The organism is Ancylobacter crimeensis, from assembly GCF_023016805.1.
GTDB lineage: Bacteria > Pseudomonadota > Alphaproteobacteria > Rhizobiales > Xanthobacteraceae > Ancylobacter > Ancylobacter crimeensis.
On the sequence record NZ_JALKCH010000014.1, the window covers coordinates 49,070 to 69,328 of the forward strand.

The 20,259-nt window shown below is 67.6% G+C and carries 17 protein-coding genes; 6 read left to right on the forward strand and 11 right to left on the reverse strand.

What is annotated here, in order from left to right:
• The first annotated feature begins 44 nt into the window (after nt 1-44).
• The gene (locus MWN34_RS17740) at nt 45-1,997 is read left to right on the forward strand and encodes an EAL domain-containing protein (RefSeq protein WP_247030646.1); all 1,953 of its coding nucleotides are present in this window, start codon (nt 45-47) and stop codon (nt 1,995-1,997) included.
• On the opposite strand, the gene MWN34_RS17745 is transcribed toward MWN34_RS17740, so the two are convergent.
• The 10 genes from MWN34_RS17745 to MWN34_RS17790 all read right to left on the reverse strand — a co-directional run bounded on the left by MWN34_RS17745 (nt 1,992) and on the right by MWN34_RS17790 (nt 13,071).
• Nucleotides 1,992-3,410 (reverse strand): amidase, encoded by a 1,419-nt coding sequence (locus tag MWN34_RS17745; protein WP_247030647.1) that lies wholly within the window; start codon nt 3,408-3,410, stop codon nt 1,992-1,994. The genes MWN34_RS17740 and MWN34_RS17745 overlap by 6 nt on opposite strands.
• Nucleotides 3,407-4,327: a DUF1028 domain-containing protein gene (locus MWN34_RS17750; RefSeq protein WP_247030648.1), complete on the reverse strand. Its 921-nt coding sequence runs from the start codon at nt 4,325-4,327 to the stop codon at nt 3,407-3,409. The genes MWN34_RS17745 and MWN34_RS17750 overlap by 4 nt, the downstream gene beginning before the upstream one ends.
• Nucleotides 4,328-4,336: 9 nt before the next feature.
• A complete protein-coding gene (locus MWN34_RS17755; RefSeq protein ID WP_247030649.1) occupies nt 4,337-5,041 on the reverse strand; it encodes an ABC transporter ATP-binding protein in 705 nt (234 codons plus the stop codon).
• Nucleotides 5,038-6,861 carry a branched-chain amino acid ABC transporter ATP-binding protein/permease gene (locus MWN34_RS17760; protein ID WP_247030650.1) on the reverse strand — a complete coding sequence of 608 codons (1,824 nt, stop codon included), beginning with the start codon at nt 6,859-6,861 and terminating at the stop codon, nt 5,038-5,040. Before MWN34_RS17760 ends, MWN34_RS17755 begins: the two co-directional genes overlap by 4 nt.
• Nucleotides 6,854-7,690 (reverse strand): branched-chain amino acid ABC transporter permease, encoded by an 837-nt coding sequence (locus MWN34_RS17765; protein WP_247030651.1) that lies wholly within the window; start codon nt 7,688-7,690, stop codon nt 6,854-6,856. The genes MWN34_RS17760 and MWN34_RS17765 overlap by 8 nt, the downstream gene beginning before the upstream one ends.
• Nucleotides 7,691-7,781: 91 nt before the next feature.
• Nucleotides 7,782-8,960, reverse strand: a complete 1,179-nt coding sequence (locus tag MWN34_RS17770; RefSeq protein ID WP_425532140.1) for a substrate-binding protein — start codon at nt 8,958-8,960, stop codon at nt 7,782-7,784.
• 63 nt (nt 8,961-9,023) lie between these two features.
• Nucleotides 9,024-9,893, reverse strand: a complete 870-nt coding sequence (locus MWN34_RS17775) for a nitrilase family protein (protein WP_247030652.1) — start codon at nt 9,891-9,893, stop codon at nt 9,024-9,026.
• Nucleotides 9,894-10,135: 242 nt separating this feature from the next.
• On the reverse strand, nt 10,136-10,744 hold the full coding sequence (locus MWN34_RS17780; RefSeq protein ID WP_247030653.1) for an ANTAR domain-containing response regulator: 609 nt from the start codon (nt 10,742-10,744) through the stop codon (nt 10,136-10,138).
• Nucleotides 10,745-10,771: 27 nt separating this feature from the next.
• Nucleotides 10,772-11,932, reverse strand: coding sequence for a transporter substrate-binding domain-containing protein (locus MWN34_RS17785; RefSeq protein WP_247030654.1), 1,161 nt, complete (start codon nt 11,930-11,932; stop codon nt 10,772-10,774).
• Nucleotides 11,933-12,003: 71 nt separating this feature from the next.
• On the reverse strand, nt 12,004-13,071 hold the full coding sequence (locus MWN34_RS17790) for an LLM class flavin-dependent oxidoreductase (protein WP_247030655.1): 1,068 nt from the start codon (nt 13,069-13,071) through the stop codon (nt 12,004-12,006).
• 104 nt (nt 13,072-13,175) lie between these two features.
• Here MWN34_RS17790 and MWN34_RS17795 point away from each other — a divergent pair, with 104 nt between their 5' ends.
• The 5 genes from MWN34_RS17795 (at nt 13,176) to MWN34_RS17815 (ending at nt 18,735) form a co-directional block, all read left to right on the forward strand.
• Nucleotides 13,176-14,186, forward strand: a complete 1,011-nt coding sequence (locus MWN34_RS17795; protein ID WP_247030656.1) for an ABC transporter substrate-binding protein — start codon at nt 13,176-13,178, stop codon at nt 14,184-14,186.
• Between the two features lie 4 nt (nt 14,187-14,190).
• Nucleotides 14,191-15,057 carry an ABC transporter ATP-binding protein gene (locus MWN34_RS17800; protein ID WP_247030657.1) on the forward strand — a complete coding sequence of 289 codons (867 nt, stop codon included), beginning with the start codon at nt 14,191-14,193 and terminating at the stop codon, nt 15,055-15,057.
• Nucleotides 15,047-15,859, forward strand: coding sequence for an ABC transporter permease (locus MWN34_RS17805; protein WP_247030658.1), 813 nt, complete (start codon nt 15,047-15,049; stop codon nt 15,857-15,859). The genes MWN34_RS17800 and MWN34_RS17805 overlap by 11 nt, the downstream gene beginning before the upstream one ends.
• A 110-nt stretch (nt 15,860-15,969) precedes the next feature.
• A complete protein-coding gene (locus tag MWN34_RS17810) occupies nt 15,970-16,911 on the forward strand; it encodes a LysR substrate-binding domain-containing protein (RefSeq protein WP_247030659.1) in 942 nt (313 codons plus the stop codon).
• 195 nt (nt 16,912-17,106) lie between these two features.
• A complete protein-coding gene (locus MWN34_RS17815) occupies nt 17,107-18,735 on the forward strand; it encodes a phytoene desaturase family protein (protein WP_247030660.1) in 1,629 nt (542 codons plus the stop codon).
• A gap of 124 nt (nt 18,736-18,859) precedes the next feature.
• On the opposite strand, the gene MWN34_RS17820 is transcribed toward MWN34_RS17815, so the two are convergent.
• Nucleotides 18,860-20,251: an aspartate aminotransferase family protein gene (locus tag MWN34_RS17820; protein WP_247030661.1), complete on the reverse strand. Its 1,392-nt coding sequence runs from the start codon at nt 20,249-20,251 to the stop codon at nt 18,860-18,862.
• Nucleotides 20,252-20,259: the final 8 nt, after the last annotated feature.

The window sequence follows — 20,259 nt, forward strand, 5'->3', positions numbered from 1 at the left end:
AAAATCGTTATTCTTGCGGGAGCATCACGCTCGGCGGGAATGGCATGCTGACGCTCCACGGCAACTCCACCGAGGCTTTTGCCGCCGCGTTGTCGGGTGGACGGGTGCGGCCGCATTTCCAGCCCATCATCGCGCTGCGCGAGCAGCGGATCAGCGCGATGGAGGTGCTGGCGCGCTGGCACGAGCCCGGCTACGGCATGATCAGCCCGACGCTGTTCATCCCCCTCGCCGAGCGCAGCGGCCTGATCGACGCCGTGATGGAAAGCCTGATGCGGCAGGCCTTCGACGCCGCGCGGAACTGGCCCGAACATCTCGCCCTCGCCTTCAACGTCTCGCCGCTGCAGCTTCGCGGGCGCGCCCTGCCGGAGCGGATCGCCAGCCTGGCGAATGAGGCCGGCTTTCCCCTGTCGCGCCTGGAGATCGAGATCACCGAAACCGCCATCATCGAGGACGTGGCGCGGGCCGAAGTGACGCTGAACGTGCTTCATGCGCTGGGCTGTTCGATCGCCCTGGACGATTTCGGTACCGGCTATTCCAGCCTCGCCTGGCTGCAGACCCTGCCTTTCGACAAGATCAAGATCGACGCCAGCTTCGTGCGCTCGATGATGGAGCAGCGCCAGAGCCGCAAGATCGTCGCCGCCCTCGTCGGCCTCGGCCAGAGCCTCGAACTCGATGTGGTGGCGGAAGGCGTGGAGACGGCGGAGGAGGCCGATTTTCTGCGTCGCATCGGCTGTTCGCATGTTCAGGGATATTTCTTCGGCCGTCCCGTTCCCGCCGCCGAAGTGCCGGAGCGGCTGGCGACGCCGGTGCCCTCGGCCGGCAGTACCGGTATCAACCATGCCTCGCTGGAGCAGCGGGCCGCCCACATCTCCGCCCTTTACAGGGCACCCGAGACATCCATCGGCTTCATCGACACGGCATTCACCGTCGTGGATGCCAGCGAGGCGTTTGCGCGCTGCCTCGGCCGACCGCTCGCCGAGGTCGTGGGACGCAGCATCCATGAACTGACGCCCCGCGAGGGGGAATTGCTGGCATGGCTGCGCTCGTTCCGGGAGCGCGGCAAGCCCTATCCCTCCTTCGAATTCCCGCGGCCCGACGGCGGCACGGATCTGGTCACGCTCACCCGCGTCACCGACGAGGCCGGCGAGCTTCTCGGCTACGGCGTCCTCGGCGTGGACATCACCGACCGCAAGCGCGCAGATGACGCCCTGCGCGAAAGCGAGGAGCACTATCGGCTGACCGCCCAGCTCAGCATGCGCATCTGCTGGCAGCTCGATCCCGAAGGAAAGTTGATCGCCTTCGACGACGCCCGCTATGGCGCGCTCCTCGGCACCACGACCGCAAAGCTCCTGGGCTATGGCTGGTTCGACCTCGTCCATCCGGACGATCTGACCGATGTTCTGGCGGCACTCCGGCGGGGAATTGCGACCGGCGAGGTCTGCGAGGCCGAGATGCGCTACCGGATGGCCGATGGCAGCTATCGCTGGGTCCGCGGCTTCGCCGCCCCCGAGAAGGACGCCGATGGCCATGTGGTGCGCTGGTTCGGCCAGACCGAGGACATTCATGAGCGCCGGCAGGCAGAGGATGCGCTTCGGCGCAGCGAGCGCGAAGTCCGCTTCATTCTCGAGAACGGCCCGAGCTATTACTGGACCGCGTCGTCCCAGGGCGTGATCGAGAGATCGAGCGCCCAGCTCTGCGCCCTGACCGGGAAATCGCCCGAGGAGCTGACCGACGATGGGTGGATGGCGTTCGTCCATTCCGACGATCAGGACCGAGTGTTCGCCGCCGTGAAGCAGGCCCGCCTCACCGGCGAGACCTTCGACATGGATTATCGCCTCAGGATCGCGGACGGTTCCTATCGGTGGGTGCGCGGCTGGTGCGCGGCGCTGCGCGAGGAGGACGGCAGCATTGCGGGCTGGTACGGCACCATCACGCCGATCCTGCCGCCGCGCGTGTCCGGGACGGAGACCGGAAACGAGGAGCGGCCAGCTTCATGATCCCGCCAGCACCGGCCGGCATGCGGCCCAGCCATGGGCCCGCTCATAGCGATCCGCCACCCGCAGCAGCACCTCTTCGGCAAAGGGCCGCGCCGCGATCTGCAGCCCCATGGGCAGTCCCCGGCGATCGAAGCCGCAGGGCAGGCTGATGGCCGGTAGGCCGGTGAGATTGAACGGATAGGTGAGACGCCAGGAGATGGCGAGCACGCTCTCTTCACGGCCGCCGATCTGCACAATGCTCTCGTCATGCCGCCAGGCGGTAATCGGCGAGGCCGGCGTCACGATGACATCCGCCTGCGCCAGCACTTCGGCCATCTCGTCCATGATGCGGGCCCGCATCTGTTCCGCCTTGAGATAGTCCGGACCGGTGACGAGCCGTCCCATCTCCACCAGATCGCGCACGTCGGCGGCGAACCCCGCGGTGTGGCCGGCGGCGAGGCTGGCATCGTGATAGGCGGTGGAAGACGCGAGTTCGATGGCGAAGATGCTGCCGAGCCCGTAGCGCAGCGAGGGCACGTTCACCTCGCGCACCGTGCAACCCTCGCCGGCGAGGAAGTCGATGGCACCCTCCACCGCCGCCGCCACCTCGTCGTCGATCGCCTCGAAGAAATGATTGCGGATCACCGCGACCCGGAGGCCGCGCACGCCTTCGCCGAGGGCTGCGGCATAGTTGGGAACCGGCGCCGCGCTGGCCGCCGGGTCCTCGGCGTCGGGCCCAGCCAGCACCTGGAGCAGATGAGCGGCATCGGCAACCGAGCGGCCGAGCGGACCCGCATGGTCGAGCGACCAGGAGTGCGGCACGATGCCGGAACGCCCGATGCGGCCATAAGTCGGCTTCAGCCCCACCACGCCGCACAGCGCCGCGGGAATGCGGATCGAGCCTCCGGTGTCGGAGCCGAGCGCCGCCGGGCAGAAACCGGCGGCCACCGCGGCGCCCGAGCCGCCGCTGGAACCGCCCGGCACACGATCGAGGTCCCATGGGTTGCGTGTTGGCGGTGTCACCATGCCCCACGCGAATTCATGCATCCGCGTCTTGCCGAGGATCACCGCCCCCGCCGCCCGCAGGCGGGCGACGCAATGGCTGTCGCGCTCCGGAAAGGTGAGCGCCGCGACGCCGGTGCCGGCCCGCGTCGGCTGGCCTTGCGTTGTGTAATTGTCCTTGATCGCGATCGGAACGCCGTGGAGCGGCCCGCGCCATTCGCCGCGTGCGATGGCCGCATCGGCGGCCGCGGCTTCCTCCAGCGCGGAGGCGGAGAGATGGACAAAGCTCTGGATCGCGGGGTCATGCCGGCCGAGACGCGCGAGACTCTCGCCGACCAGATCGACGCTGGAGAGACGGCGCCCGCGCAGCAACGGGGCGAGTTCGCTGATGGTCAGCCCGCACAGATCGACGCTCGAAAGGGATGGGGTCATGGCTGCATCCGCCGATAGGGGAGCGTCGGGTCGAAGATCACGGGCGGATGGACGGCCGCGAGATCGACGCTGCGCAGCAGCTCGATCTCGCGAAGGATCGGCGCGAACTGCGCCAGCAAAAACTGCAGCCGGCCGGCGTCCGGCGGCAGGCCGGTGGCGGCAGCGAGGCGGGCGGCGGTGCCGTTGTCGCCGGTTCCCCCCGGCCGGTCCTGCGGCGCGCGCGCCAGCAGCTGCGTCACCTCCTCCGGTGCCGGGCCGGGCGGCGCGCCCCGCTTCGGCATGCCCTCGACGAAGGGCACCAGCTGCCGCACCGCGATGTCGAGCACGCGGCGCAGCTCCTTCACCGGCTCGGCATGCTCATCCACCCGCAGATCAAGCGCAGGATAATCCTCCGCGCCCTGGATGCGCAGGGCGGCGGACTGCTTGCCGCGCTTGTCGCCGCCGGCCCGGTCGCCCGCCTCCATGGCCCGCATCAGCCGCTCTCCGAGCGCGCGACCGGCGCCGGCGCGCCAGGCTTGCGCCATGGCGGCGATGACCTCCGGACCGGTGAGCATGTTGCCCTGGACGGCGAAGCCCTCCCCCACCTCATGGCCGAACCAGCCGGTGCAGCCGCTACCCGACCACGACGCCGCGCGCCCGGCGGCATCCACCACGCCGATCTGGCGCAGCTCGCGAGCGGGGTCGTCGAAAAGGGCGCGAGCCAGCGCGTCAGATGCGGTGGCGCCGCCGGCCATGGCATCCAGCACCGCGATGGCGAGATAGGGGTTGACCCAGGACTGGGTCGAAACCGCCCCGACGCCCGGCCGCGTGAACGGGCACATCGAGCCTACCGCCGGCACGGCCGTCGCGACCGCGACGCCGACGCACCTCGTCTCGGGGCACTGTCCTACGATGGAGAAGGTATTCAGCTCGGGCATGGCTCTCCCTTACACGCTGAGGTGGCGGAGAATGCGTGCGGCCGCGTCGGGCTCTCCCGCCGCACCGGTGTCGGCGATCTCCCCGCGATCGAGCACCGCCCAGCGGTCCGCAACGGCAAGCGCGAAGGGCAGATGCTGCTCCACCAGAAGCATCGTGGTGCCATGCCGGGCGCGGGCGTCACGGATGACACCGGCGAGACGGTCGATCACCGAGGGCTGGAGGCCTTCGGTGATCTCGTCGATGAGCAGCACCTTGCCACCCACCGCCAGCGAGCGCGCCATCAGCAGCATTTTCTGTTCGCCTCCCGATAGCGTGCCGGCACGCTGCTTGAGCCGCTGCAGCAGGAAGGGAAAGGCCCGCTCGACCTCGGCCAGCGCCACCTCGAAATCCGTGCGGCGGACGGCGAGGCGCAGGTTCTCCTCCACCGTGAGGTCCTGGAACAGCGCCTTTTCCTGCGCCACATAGCCGACCCCGAGCCGCGCAACCGCGTAAGGCGGCAGCCGCGTGGCCTCCCGGCCAGCGAACCGCACGCTGCCGCCCATGCGCGGCAGCAGGCCCATCATCGCCTTCAGCAGGGTCGACTTGCCCATGCCGTTCTTGCCGAGCACGGCAAGGATCTCGCCCGGCGCGGTGGCGAGGCTGACCTCGCGAATCACCTTGGCGCCGGCATAGCCGCTGGAGAGCTGCTGGACCTCGATGCCTGAGGCGCTCATGCCGGAGCTCCCGTCTGGATCGGTTGGGCGGAATGGGCGATGCCGGCATGGCCGGAGCCCGCATAGACCTGCCGGACCAGCTCCGAATTCACGACCTCCTCGACCGAACCGTCGAGCACGATACGGCCCTGATGCAGCACGATGATGCGCGAGGAGATTTCGCGCACGAAGTCGAGGTCGTGCTCCACCAGCAGGATGCACAGCCCCTGCCGGCGGGTGAGTTCGGTCAGGATGCCGCCAATCTGCATGCGCTCGGTCTTGGTGAGACCGGCGGTCGGCTCGTCTAGCAGCAGCACGCGCGGCTCGAGGGCCAGCACCATGGCGAGTTCGAGAGCCTGCTTCATCCCGTGGGAGAGCAGGTGCGCCGGCGTTCCGAGCTGGCGGTCGAGCCCCGTGGTGGCGAGCACGTGGAGCGCCGCCTCGGGCAGCGGCAATGTGCGCGAGCGCTTCCAAAAGGAGGGACGGGCATGGCGCACGCGCGCGACCTGCAGGCATTGCGCGACGGTCAGCGTCTCGAACACGTTGGCCATCTGGAACTTGCGCCCTACCCCGAGCGCGACGCAGGCCTCCGGCGGGCGCCGGCCGATGTCGTGGCCGTTCACCACGATGCTGCCGGCGGAACGCTCCGACCCGTCGGCGATACAGCGCATCAGCGTGGTCTTGCCCGCACCGTTGGGACCGACCAGACTGACCAGTTCGCCGGCACGGGCCGAGAAGTCGATGCCGCTCAATACGCTGAGGCTGCCGAAATGCTTGGCGACGTCCTTCACGGCCAGCGCCGCACCGTCGCCGGGCGCCTCGCCCTGAGTCAGCGTCGGATCGAGCCGCACGAGGCGCATCTCGCCTGCCGGGGAAGCCGGCCCACGCGCCCTCGCCAGCAGGCGCCGCGGCAGCGCGACCACCATCGGCAGAAGCCCCCGCGGGAAGGCGACGATCACCAGAACGAAGACGATGCCGATGATGAGCTGCCAGACGAAGGGATAGTCCCCGGATAGCTGGGCGCTCTCGTAATCGACGATCAGCGCGCCGAAGACCGGCCCGAGCAGCGTGCCGCGCCCGCCCAGTGCGGTCCAGATCACCAGTTCCGTGCCGAACACGAAGCCCGCCAGCTCGGGTGCCACCACCATCGAGTAGCCGGCATAAAGATAGCCCGCCACCGCGCCGATGGCGGCGCAGGCGAGATAGACCGCGATCTTGAGCCGCGAGGTGTCGAGCCCGAGATATTTGCAGCGCTGCTCGTTCTCCCGCACCGCGACCAGGAGCCGGCCGGCATCGCTCTTCACGAAGATGAAGGCGCCGGTGGTCACCGCCACGAGGAAGAAGCCGGCGATCCAGAACCAGCCTTCCATCGAGACGTCGAAGCTGGTGAAGCCGGACAGGCCGCTGGACGAGCCGGTGAAGGTACCGCCGGAGTAGAGCAATTGCGTCGCCACGATCGGCAGCACCAGCGTGATGACCGAGGCATAGAGCGCCGAGGCGCCGTGCCAGAAGGCGAGCCAGCCGACGATCGCTGCGGTCAGCAGCGCGGCCCCGATGCCCAGTCCCAGGGCCAGCACGGCATTGGCGTTCGAGAAATCGAGATGCGTGAAGACCAGTCCCGCCGCATAGGCGCCTATGGCGAAGAAGACGGACTGGCCGAAGGTGAGGATGCCGAGATAGCCCCACAGCAGGTCCACGGTCAGCGCCACCGCGGCGTAAAGCAGCGAGCGGGTGAGCACGTTCACCGAATAGGTGTCGAGCAGATAGGGCCCGGCTGCGACGATCGCGCAGGCGAGAAGGGCGGCGGCGAGGATGAAGCCGAGGCGACGGGATTCAGTCACGGGCGAACCCCTGCGGACGGATTCGAAGGATGATGGCGGCCAGCACGGCAATGGTCAGCCCGCCCAGCACCGGGCTGAGATGGGTGCTCACCAGCACCTGCGCGCCGCCCAGCACGAGGCACGAGACCAGCAGGCTCACCAGCGAGGCCCCCGACACCAGGACCAGCATGAAGGCATTGACCAGCCACGGCACGCCCATGCCGGGATCGACGCTCGACAGCGGCGTGATCAGGGTGCCGGCAATGGCGGCGAGCGCCGAGCCGAGGGTGAAGGTGAGAAAGCGCACCAGCCCGCTATTGATGCCGAGGCCGCGGGCAAGATCCTCGTTCATGATGACGGCGCGGGTCTCCAGACCCAGCCGCGTGCCCTGCAGCAGCGCGGTGAGGCCGGCACCGAGGATGAGCGCGATCGGCACGAGGGCGAGGCGATAGGCGGAATAGCTTTCGCCGAAGACATCCAGCGTGCCGTCGAGCGGAGCCTGCGCGAACTGCACCCCGCGACCGAAGGCGATGGTGATGAGCTGCCCGATGACGATGCTGAGGCCCCATGTGGCGAGGATCGCGTCGAGCGGCCGGGCATAGAGCGGGCGCACCACGAAGCGCTCGATCGCCATGCCCGCCACGGCGCCGAACAGCGCGGCCGCGGGAATGGCCAGCCAGGGATTGAGCCCGAGCTGCGTGGTGACGAGCGCCGCGTAGCCGCCCAGGGTCATCAGCCCGCCATGGGCGAAATTGATGATCTTCATCACGCCGAAGACGAGCAGCAGGCCCGTCGCGACCGCATAGAGGATCGCGGCCGTGGTGAGGATGTCGAGTGCCTGTGCGATCATGGGCGCTGTTCCCGGGCCGGCGCCTCATGCACGCCGGCCGGTGGATGGGAGGCGCCGCGAGCGGCGCCCCGTGGTTCAGGGAAGCGAAGGCTCACTTCAGCTTGGGGCACTGCTCGCCCGGATCCACGTCCTTGAAGGTGGAGAGGATCTTGACCCCGCCATCCGCCTGCACCTGGCCGAGATACATGGTGAGCGGCGCGTGGCGCTGCTTGTTCATGGTGATGGTGCCCCGCGGACCCTCGACACTGACCTCCCCCAGCGCCCGGATGACCTTGGCCGCATCCGTGGTACCGGCCTTCTCCACTGCCGCCTTGTAGGCGTATACCGCCTCATATTCCGGCACGGAGAGATCGTTCGGCGTCTTCAGCCCGGCGCCGAACTTCTTGTCCATCGCGGCGAGGAACGCCTTGTTGGCCGGGGTGTCGATGTTGGTGAAGTAGGAACCGGAGATGTAGATGCCCTCGGCATCGGCCCCCATGCTCTTGGCGGTGCCTTCATCGACCGCGAGATTGCCGTAGAGCGCCTTGACGCCCGCGGCGCGCAGCTGCTTGGTCAACGTCACATTGGGCGCGCCGCCGGCGGTGGAGGTGATGATGGCGTCGGGATTGGCCGCCTTCACCTTGGAAAGGATGGCGGTCCAGTCGGTGGCGTCCATCGGGGCGTATTCGTCACCCACCACCTTGCCGCCGATCTTTTCGATATAGCTCTTGGTGAAGGCCAGCATGCCGCGCCCGAAGGCGTAATCGGAGCCGATGAGGAAGTAGGTCTTGGCGCCCTTGTCCTTGAAGTAGTCGACGATCGGGGCGACCTGCTGGTCCGGCACCCAGGCGTTCACATACATATACGGGCTGCAGGAACGGCCCTCGTAGAAGGACGTGTAGATGTAGGGGGTCTTGCCGCGGTTGACGATCGGCAGGCCGGCATTGCGGGCGGCCGAGGTTTCCATCGAGATGAGGACGTCGACCTTCTTCTGGAAGATCAGCGAGTCGAACGCCTTCTGCGCACCGGCGGCGCCTGATGCGTCATCGGCGACCTCAAGCTTCACCGTCTTGCCGAGGATGCCGCCCTTGGCATTGATTTCCTCGACGGCGAGTTCGGCGGACTGCACGACGGATGGCGCCACCACGCTGTTGGCGCCGGACAGGCCGACCGGGATGCCGATGGTGACGGTATCGGCGGCGAAGGCCGGCATGGTGGGAAGTGCAGCGCCAAGCGCGGCGGCGAGCACACCGGCCAGCACGGTGCCGGCAAGCAGGTTCCTGCGGGACATCACGTTCTCCTCGAGACAGCGGAAGGGGGTCGGGAAGGTTGGTTCTTGTTGTCGCAGGCGCGGTCAGTACCAGCCGCGCCTGATGTCGGAGCCGAGCATCTCGGCATAGAGGTCGGTGCGACGGTCGCGCAGCGGCTGGTTGAAGGCGTTCCAGTTGCGGTCCCGCCGTCCGGCACCGAGGTCGATCTCGGCGACAAGCACGGTTTCATCCGTCGGGCTCGCCGGCCCTGCTGCCGGCCAGCCGGTATGGGCGATGATCAGGCTCTGCCCGATGAAGAGCTGGCCCCGCTCGGTGCCGATACGGTCGGCGCAGGCGATGGCGAGCGAGTTGGTGTGGGCCGCCGCCATGGCGAGGATGTTGGCCATCGCCTCGCGTCCTTCGGCCTGGCCGGGAATCGGCACCCAGTTGGTGGGCACGCAGACGATGTCGGCGCCCTGCAGCGCCTGCAGCCGGTAGAGCTCCGGGAACCAGCCGTCGTAGCAGATGGCGACGCCGATCCGCCCGATCTCGGTCTGGAAGACCGGCGCGCCGCTGTTGCCGGGCTCGAAGAACAGGTTCTCCGCGCCCCAGAGATGGTTCTTGCGGTAGGTGCCGATGGCCCCTCCCGGGCCGACCACGATGGCGCTGTTGTACAGCACGTCACCGTCACGCTCGGCGAGACCTGCGACGATGATGAGGTTGCGCCGCGCCGCCACGTCGGCCCAGGCCTTGGTCGAGGGGCCTTCCGGCACCGGCTCGGCGAGGGAGAAGGCCTCCGCGCGGGTCTCGAACATGTAGCCGGTGTTGCAAAGCTCCGGCAGCACCACAAGATTCGCGCCCTGGTCCGCCGCCTGCTCGATGAGGGCAATGCTGTGCGCGACATTCGCCGCAGTAGCCCCGAAACGGGGTTCCATCTGGATGCAGGCGACACGAACCGAACTTGAACCAGCCATCGGGACACACCTCTCCCGGCGCCGCGGCACACCGCGTCGCGAAAACAAAAAGCCCCCGGGCGACGTCTGGCGGACGTCGAACGAGGGCTGCACAGCCTTGATATGAAGCGGCAACGCTGCCGCTGCGTCCGCGCCTTGACGATCGGACCCACCTAGCCAAACGCAGGAACGCCTCGAAGTCAAGCGACTTTTGCACCATCCTTCGGCAGGCGTCGATGCTGCCTATATCGCGGGCATTCTGCCTATTTTTCGCCGTCGCGGTCCAGCTCGGCCAGCATCGCGCTGGCATTGATGATGGAACTGGCGATCACGCCCAGCGAGACCCGCTTCGCCGTCGCCTGCCGCCGGATGAATTGGTAGGCATCGTTCTCGGAGAGGTTGCGCAGGCTCATCAGAAGTCGCGTCGCCTTCTCGATGTCGCGGCGGGTGCGCAGCGTGTCCTCGAGCTTCGAGATCTTGGTCAGCAGCCGCCCCTCATAGCCGCGGATCGACAGGGCTAGGACCAGGTTGGACAACACGCCGGTCGCGCGGATGGGGCGCAGCAGCACGCCATGGGCATTGGAATCCAGCAGCGCCTTCAGTGCGGTCGGGTTCTCGTAGTCCATGATGGCGATATGGGCGACGTTGAGGTCGGCCATGCGCCATGGCATCGCGCTGCGGATGTCGCTGTCGAGCAGGAAGAACACCGCGTCGAGCGGAAGCGGAAGCTGAGCCGGCGGCGGCCATACCGCCTGCACCTGGCAGCCGATGCGCTGCAACTGGCGAATGAGGTCGTCGCCGTCCTGGTCGCGGGGATGGACCACCGCGACGCGGGTGTTCCGGAGGTTCTGGATCAGAGCCGACGCACTCATGCCGCCGCCCCGGTGCCGGATACAGGCCTATGCATGGTCATAGACATGATCGACCAGATAGGGATCAGGCTTGGCGGACGCCTTAGCCTCCCACACCACGTCGAAAGCGCCGTGGTCGTTGACCACGCCGATGCGGGGCCGCAGGAAGGTGTGGTTGTTGTCGGGGTCGATCTGCACCCGCCCCTGCGGCGCGTCATAGGCGGTGCCGAGCGTGGCATCGGCAAGGCGCTGGGTATCGAGCGAGCGGGCCCGCCCGAGCGCATCGGCGAAGAGGTGCACCTGGAAGTAGGCCGCCTCGGCATACATCGTCACCGGCGCGTCGACCCCGAAGCGGGAGCGGTAGGTGGTGACGAAGGCCCGGTTGCGCTCGGTGTCGATGGTCGAGAAATAGGGCGCGGAGGTGATGTGCCCGACGCACAGCTCCGGCCCGATCTCGCGGATCTCGCCCTCGCCCATCGTCAGGCTGGCGATCGGCAAAATGCGGGGATCGAGCCCGGCCTCGCGATAGATCCGGTAGAATTCCTGGGCCCCCTCACCGACCACGGTCGAGAAGACCACCGCCGGCTGCCGGCGCCTTATGTCCTCGACCACCCGGCGAAGCAGGTCGGGATGGGGCACGACCGGCACATAGGTCTCGGCGACCACCTCGCCGCCCTCCCGCAGCACGACATCACGCATGATGCGGTTCGATTCGCGCGGATAGATGTAGTCCGAGCCGACGAGGTAGAAGCTCCTGCCATAGGTGGCGAACAGATAGCGGGCGAGGTGCAGGCTGTTCTGGTTCGGCACCGCGCCGGTATAGATGACGTTGGGCGAGTATTCGAAGCCCTCATAGAGCGAGGAATACCAGAGCAGCGCATTGCGCCGTTCCACCGTGGCGAGGATGGCCTTGCGGCAGGAGGATGTGCAGCAGCCGAAGATGGTGCTGACCCCGTCTTCGGTCAGCAGCCGCTCGGCATGGGCGCGGTACAGCTCCGGGCTGGATTCGGGATCGTAGCAGACCGGCTCGATCGGCAGGCCCAGCACGCCGCCGGCGAGGTTCAACTCCTCGATGGCCAGCGCGGTCCCGCGGAAATGTTCGGTCTCGGGCACCCGCATGTGCCCCTTGCGCGAGAACAGCACGCCGATCCGCCAGGATTCCGCCGGCCTCGAAGATGCTTTCCCCCGGTTCACTCGATCTGCCGACATGGACGCCTCGCCGCTGCCGGTCTCTTAGAGCATTTCGCGCGAAAGTTCATCGTCCTGTGTGAAACCGTCCCTTACCCCTTGAGCAACGGCAGCAATTCCCGGCCCTGGCGCTCGATTTCCCTGAGATAGGGCGTGTCGGAGAGGATGAAGGTGGTGATGCCGAGGTCCCGATATCGCGCCAGCGAGCGGGCGACGTCCTGCGCCGAGCCGACAAGCCATGTGGTGCCGGCCCCGCCGCCGCCGACCCGGCCGGGCGCGGTGTAGAGGTTGTCGTCGAGCACGTCGCCGCGCCCGGCGAGTTCCAGGAGGCGCTGCTGGCCGACCGCGACCGGGCCCCGATGATCCTGCCAGCCGGCCCCGCGGGTGCGCGCCATTTCGGCGACCTTGGCCTCGGCGTCGGCCCAGGCCTGCTCCGTGGTATCGCGCACCAGCGTGGTGATGCGCAGGCCGAACCTCAGCGGCGGCAGGTCGCGGTCCAGCGTGCGGCTGAGGTCCTTCAGTCGGGCGATGCGCTCGGCGATCTGGTCGCGCGGCTCGCCCCAGAACAGCTGCACGTCAGCCTGCGTGGCCGCCACCTGCTCGGCCGCCTCCGAAGCTCCGCCGAAATGGAACAGCGGATGACGCCGCTCGCCGCGGACGGTGATGCGCGGCGCAGCCGTCGATCCGCTCACCTGGAAATACTCGCCCTCGAAGGTCACGTTCTCCTCGGTCCAGAGGCGGCGCACCAGCCGCATGAACTCCGCGGTACGGGCGTAGCGCTCGACGGGACCGCCCTCCCGGTCGCCGTAAGCGGCGAGATCGTCCCGGCCGGACACGATATTGATGCGCACCCGGCCTTCGGAGAGCTGATCGAGCGTCGCGGCGGCCGAGGCGAACGGCGCCGGCTGCCAGTAGCCCGGGCGAATGGCGATGAGCGGCTCGAAACGTGTGGTGCGGGCAACGAGGGCACTTGCCACCGTGAAGGTGTCGGGCCTGCCCCAGCCGGTGCCGATGAGCGCGCCCTTCCAGCCATGATCTTCGATGGCGCGGGCCTGCCGGGTCAGCGCGTCGAGACTGCCGGGGTCGCCCGTCGCCGCATCGCCGCGATGTCCGGCCTTCACATCGTTCGGGATGTACCACAACAGATCGGTGAAACTCATTTCTTATTCCGTACCAAAAATGGGAATTTGATGAAATAACGTATATTCCATTGGAATTCTATTCTATAGGAGACATTCGATCGAGCTGTCCACGGAGACCCGCCATGCGCCTTCGCGCCCTTCTTGCCGCAGCCACGCTGGCCCTCGCGCCGGCTCTCGCCCTGTCGCATGTCACGCCGGCCCTTGCCGAAAGCGGGCAGCTGCGCATCGCCCAGCAATTCGGCATCGCCTATCTGCCGCTGATCGTGGCGAAGGAGCAGCACCTCATCGAGAAGCAGGCCGAGAGCGCCGGCGTCGCGGACCTGAAGGTGGAGTGGCTCCGCCTCTCCGGCGCGGCGGCGATGAACGACGCGCTCATTTCCGGCGGGCTCGACTTCGCGACCGCCGGCGTCGCCCCGGCGATCCTGACCTGGGACAAGACCCGCGGAAAGGTCGACATCACCCTCATCGCCTCGCTCGGCTCCATGCCGAACGTGCTCACTACCAACAATCCGAAGGTGAAGACGCTCAAGGACTTCACCGACAGCGACCGCATCGCCCTGCCTTCGGTCAAGGTCGGCTTCCAGCCGATCGTGCTGCAGATCGCGGCGGAGAAGGCCTTCGGCCAGTACGACAAGCTCGACCGCCTCACCGTGAGCCTGCCACATCCGGACGCGACGGCCGCGATCCTTTCCGGTACCGGCGGCATCACCGCCCATTTCACTTCGCCGCCCTTCTTCGAGCAGCAGCTCGAAAGCGACAAGGTCCACGCCGTCCTCAACAGCTATGACGTGCTGGGCGGCCCGCACACCTTCAACGTCGTCTATGGGACGAGGAAATACGCGGAAGAAAACCCGAAGACGATCAATGCCTTCGTCGCCGCGCTCGACCAGGCCAATGACTGGATCAAGGCCAACCCGAAGGAAGCCGCGTCGCTCTATATCGCCGCCGAAAAATCAAAGCTCGATCCGGCCTTCGTGGAGGCCATCATCCGCGATCCGCAGATCCGCTTCACCACCGTGCCCGAGCGCGTCGACGTCTTCACCGACTTCGAATACCGCATCGGCCTCATCAAGCAGAAGCCGGGCTGGAAGGACCTGTTCCAGCCGGGCCTTCACGCCCGCAACGGGAGCTGACCCGATGGGCTGGTCCCCGGAACGTGACGCTCCGGCAGCGGCCGTACCGCCTTTGTCGGTGGAGCGCGTGACGTTGCGCTACCATACCGACGCGGGCGTGGTAACGGCGGTCGAGGACGTGTCCTTCACCATCGCCGCCGGCGAGAGGCTGGCCTTGCTCGGTCCCTCCGGCTGTGGCAAGTCCACGCTGCTGCGCGCCGTGGGCGGCTTCCTCAAGCCGTCATCCGGCGAGATCCGGCTCCGCGGGGTGCCGGTCAGGACACCGGGCCCGGACCGCATGGTGGTGTTCCAGGAGTTCGACCAGCTTCTGCCGTGGCGCACCGTCGCCGGCAATATCGCCTTCGCGCTGCGGCGTGCCCGTCGCCTCGGCCGAGCGGAGGCCGATGCCCGCGCCCGCGAATGGGCCGGTCGGGTAGGCCTCGGCGCCTTCGCCGACGCCTACCCCCACACGCTGTCCGGCGGCATGAAGCAGCGTGCAGCCATTGCCCGCGCTTTCGCCGTCCAGCCGGACATCCTGCTGATGGACGAGCCCTTCGCCGCTCTCGACGCCCTCTCGCGACGCCGCATGCAGGACGAGTTGCTCAATCTCTGCGAGGAAACCGGCGCCACCTGCCTGTTCGTGACCCATGCCATCGACGAAGCGATCCATGTCGGGACCCGAATCCTCGTCCTGACGCCGCATCCCGGCCGGGTCGGCGCCGAATACCGCGTGTCGGACGATGCCCGTGAGCGTGGCTCCGCCGCATTCGGCGCGCTCGAGACCGAGATCCAGCAACGCATCTTCGGCACCCTCGCCTCCCGGCCCGCCTCCGGGCGCGAGGGCCGGGCCGCACACGCGCCCGACGCACAGGTGATCGCCCATGTCGGATAGCGCTCTCGCCCCCACGGCCCGCCACGTTCTGCCCACCCTCGGGCCCGGCGCACGCCGCCTCGTGCTCCTTGTCGCGCTGGCACTCGGCTGGGAACTCTATGCTCGCTGGCTCGGCAATTCGCTGCTGCTGCCCACCTTTCTCGAAACGCTGGCCGCGCTGTGGGAAAACCTGCGCAACGGAGAGCTGCCCGAGCGCGTGCGCGCCTCGCTCGCCATCCTGCTGTCCGGCTATGCCATCGGCATCGTCCTCGCGGCGCTGCTCACCGCGCTCGCCGTGCTCAACCGCTGGGGCGAGAGCCTGCTCGGGCTGCTGACGGCCATGTTCAACCCGCTGCCTGCGATCGCGCTGCTGCCGGTCGCGCTGCTCTGGTTCGGCATCGGCGGGTCGAGCCTCATCTTCGTCACCGTCCACTCCGTGCTGTGGCCGCTGGCGCTGGCCTGCCATGCCGGGTTCCGCGCGGTTCCGGCGACGCTGCGCATGGCCGGACGCAATATCGGGCTGACCGGCCCGGCCTACATCGTCCACCTGCTGATCCCCGCCGCCCTTCCCTCCATCCTGTCCGGCCTGCGGCTGGGATGGGCCTTCGCGTGGCGCACCCTCATCGCCGCCGAGATGGTGTTCGGCGCCAGCGCCAGCGAAGGCGGCCTTGGCTGGTTCATCTTCACCAATCGCTCGCAGCTTGAAACCGCCAATGTCTTCGCCGGCCTCCTGACCGTGATCCTCATCGGGCTGGCGGTCGAAACCTTCGTCTTCGCCACGCTGAACCGCTTCACCGTGCAGCGCTGGGGGCAGGAAGCGTAACATCTCCGCACGCCGGCGGCAGGCCATGGGCGGAAGCCGCCGGTGAACGCCTCGCTTGACGACGCGTCGAATCCCGATATCCGAAGGTCGTCCTCGCCGGAACGAGATCGATGCGCCTGCCCTCGACCCAAGCCCTGCGCGCGCTGGAAGCCTTTTCCCGCCATGGCACTCTTTGGCAGGCTGCCGCGGAGCTGAACGTCACACGCAGCGCCGTCAGCCACCAGCTCCGTTTTCTGGAGCAGGATCTGGGCTTCGCCTTGTTGCAGCGCGCGGGAAAGGGCGTCGTCCTCACCGCGCAAGGACGGCATTATGCGGCCGAGGTGCGCAAGGCGCTCACCACGCTGACAGACGCTGCCGTCCAGTATGGCGATCGCGGCGTGCTGCAGGGCTCCCTCACCGTCAGCTCGACGCCGGGCTTCGCCTCCTTCTGGCTCTGTACCCACGCCGCCGAGTTCAAGCAGCTCCATCCCGACGTCACTCTTCGCATCGTCACGCCGCACCGGCTTCACGACGTCGCGGCGCCCGGGGTTGATGTCTACATCGCTTATGGCGACGGCGACTGGCCCCGCCATTCGGTTGAGCTGCTCAGCACCGTCGATTGCACCCCGGTCTGCAGCCCCGCGCTTCTCAATCAGCTCGGCGGCCTCAACGAACCCGCTGACGTGCTGCGCGCGATCCTGCTCCATCTGAGCGGGCTCAGTGAATGGACGAGCTGGTTTGCCGCGGCCGGCATCATCGGGCCGGATCCCGAGCGCGGGCTCATCTTCTCCGACATGAACCTCGTGCTGGCGGCGGCGATGGCTGGCCAGGGCATCGCGATCGGCGACAATTTCGTCTGCAGCCACGTGCTGGAGACCGGCCGGCTCGTGCGGCCCTTCGACCTGTCGGTGCGTGTGGCATCGGCCTATTATTTCGTCACGCAGCGCGACCGCTCCGGCAATCCCGCGATCCAGGCCTTTGCCATCTGGCTCAAGGGGCGCCTCGCGCAGACCACGCCTCTGCGGGCGCCCCAGCCATCGGCCCTTCCGCCGGCCACGCCTCCTTTGCCGTGAATTTTATGCGCACGAAAGGGCAGAATTCTTCATTTGAGGTGAGGAAACGCCGACGTTAGCATGCTCACGCCCTTACGGAGCTGGTGCCGGAACGTCGTCCGCGAGGCCTCGAGCCGCAGGTACCGCCGCGCGGCAGCGCGGCTGGCGCAACCTTCCGGTACCCTCCCGTCCATACCCGTCGCTGAGGATGAAACGATGCGTGCCGCCGACATCACCGTGGGTAAAACCTATGACGCCATCATCATCGGCGCCGGCCATAACGGCCTGGTCTGCGCCAATTATCTCGCGCGGGCGGGCCAGAAGGTGCTCGTGCTGGAGAGGCGCGACGTCGTTGGCGGAGCGGCGGTGACGGAGGAGATCGCGCCGGGCTTTCGAGCGTCCATCTTCTCCTACCTCATGAGCCTGCTTCATCCGCGCATCATCCGCGAGCTGGACCTCAAGCGCCACGGGCTGGAGGTGTTGCCCTGCTCGGACATGGTTTCCCCGCTCGGCGGCGACGATTACATCCTGTTCTCGGACAATGTGCAGAAGTCGCAGGCGAGCTTCGCGCGCTTTTCGAAGCACGATGCCGAGATCTACCCCGCATTCGACCGATATCTCAGCGAAGCGGCCAACATCGTGCGCAAGCTGCTCTGGGAAACCCCGGTCGACCCGACCCGGCGCGACTGGCGTACCTTCAAGGACGGCGCCTCGCTGCTGTGGCGGCACCGCAAGATCGGGCGCAAGATGTACCGCATCGTCGACATGCTGACGATGAGCGCCTACGACTTCCTGCGTGAATGGTTCGACGATGAGCGCGTCATGGCGGTGCTCGCCTACTACGCCTCGATCGGAACCTTTGCCGGGCCCAAATCGCCCGGTTCGGCCTATGTCATCATGCACCACATCATGGGCGAGCATGAGGGCGCCGGCGGCTGGGGGTTCATCAAGGGCGGCATGGGCTCCATCACCCAGGCGCTCGCGGCGGCCGCCCGGGAAAAGGGCGTCGACATCGTGACCGGCGCGGCGATCGAGGAGGTGCGGGTCTCCGGCGGGCGGGCAACCGCCGTCTCCACCAAGGGCGGCGAGACCTATGCGGCGAAGACCATCATCTCCAATGCAAGCGCCAAGATCCTCTATCTCGATCTGGTCGGTGCCGAGCATCTGCCGGAAGAGGTGGTGCGGGAGATCCGCGGCTACCGCACCTTCTCCACCGCGTTCAAGATGAACATCGCCTGCGAGCGCCCGCCGCAATACCGCATGCTGGAGCGGGTGCGCCGCGAAGGCGGGCTCGGCAACTTCACCTACCCCACCTACATGCACATCGCGCCCGACATCGACTATCTCGAACGGGCTTATGACGACGCCAAGCACGGCTGGTATTCCTCGCGCCCTTTCATCACGCCGGTGGTGCCGACCATGGTGGACACCACGCTCGCACCCGAAGGCAAGCATGTTGTCAATCTGTTCGGCGGCCATGCGCCCTACACGTTGAAGGACGGCGACTGGACGAAGGAGAAAGACAATTTCCGCAAGGTGGTGTTCGACACCATCGAAGACTACGCACCCGGCTTCTCCAGTGACGTGATCGAGGCGCAGTTCCTGCTGCCGCAGGACATCGAGAACATCGTGAACCTGCCGCAGGGTCATATCTTCCACGGCGAGCTCTCGACCGACCAGCTTTTCTTCCAGCGCCCGGTCTCCGGCTATGCCGACTACCGCACGCCGGTGAAGGGTCTCTATATCTGCGGCTCCTCGATGCATCCGGGCGGGGGCGTTTCCGGCATTCCCGGCTTCAACGCCGCGCGGGAGGTCCTGCGCGACATTGGCGGGCGCCGCGCCTGATTGCCGGCGACCGATGAGTCCAGTGTGGTGGGTAGTCAGGTCAGCCGGCCGGTCCGCGACCGGTGGGTGGGACGAGACGACCCGCACCGGCGAGGTGCAGGTCGTCCGGTCCTGTCGGCAGGCGTCAAAGAGCCGCGGCCACCGTGTCGATGGCCGTCTTCGTGGCGTCGACCACGAGGTCGGCCTCGGCCTTCGTCAGGCAGAGCGGCGGGGCGAAGCCGAGGATGTCGCCCTGCGGCATGGCGCGGCCGATGACCCCGTTCGCCAGCAGCGCGGCCGCCACCTTCGGGCCGACCTTCTCGGCAGCGTCGAAGAACACCCGGTCGTCACGGTCGCGCACCAGCTCGACCGCCGCCATCATGCCCTCGCCGCGCACCTCCCCGACGAAGCGGTGGCCGCCGATGGCCTGCTTCAACGACGCATTGAGATAGGCGCCGACCTCGCGGGCATTGGCGACGAGGTCGAGCTCGTCCACCAGTTCCAGATTGGCGACGCCGGCGGCGGTGCCGAGCGGGTGCGCGGCATAGGTCCAGCCATGGCCGATCGGACCATATTCATCCGAACCCTGCTCCAGGATCCGCCACACCTTCTCCGATACGATGACGCCGGAGAGCGGCGCATAGGCCGAGGTGAGGCCCTTGGCGATGGTGATGAGGTCGGGCTCGATGCCGTAATGGTCGGAGCCGAACATCGTGCCGAGGCGGCCGAAGCCGGTGATGACCTCGTCGGCGATCAGCAGGATGTCGTGCTTCTTCAGCACCGCCTGGATCTTCGCCCAGTAGCCGGCCGGCGGGGGCACGATGCCGCCCGTGCCGAGCACCGGCTCGCCGATGAAGGCGGCGATGGTGTCGGCGCCCTCGGCCTCGATCAGCGTCTCCAGCTCGGCGACGCAATGATCGGTGAACGCCTCCTCGCTGAGGCTGCGGTCCTCGCGGCGGTAGTAATAGGGCGCCACCGTATGCAGGATCGGGGCCCGCGGCAGGTCGAACAGATTGTGGAAGCCGGCGAGGCCGGTGAGGCTGCCGGTCATCACGCCGGAGCCGTGATAGCCGCGCCAGCGCGAGATGATCTTCTTCTTCTGCGGCCGGCCGAGCACGTTGTTGATGTACCAGACCAGCTTGATGTTGGTCTCGTTGGCGTCCGAGCCGGACAGGCCGAAGAACACCCGGCTCATGCCCTTCGGCGCGCGGTCGATCACCATCTTGGCGAGTTCGATCGAGGGTTCCGAGCCGTGCCCGGCATAGGCGTGGTAATAGGCGAGCTTTCCGGCCTGCGCGGCGATGGCGTCGGTGATCGAGGTCCGGCCATAGCCGACATTCACGCAATAGAGCCCGGCGAAGGCGTCGAGGCTGCGCTTGCCTTCGCGGTCCACGATGTAGACCCCCTCGCCGCCGGTGACGATGCGGTTCGGGGTCTCGCCGCGGGCGTGCTGGGCCATGTGGGTGGAGGGATGGAAGAAGTGGTCGCGATCCCAGCTGTGCAGTTCGTTGTCGGAACGGGCGGCGTTGTCGAGCATCTCAATGA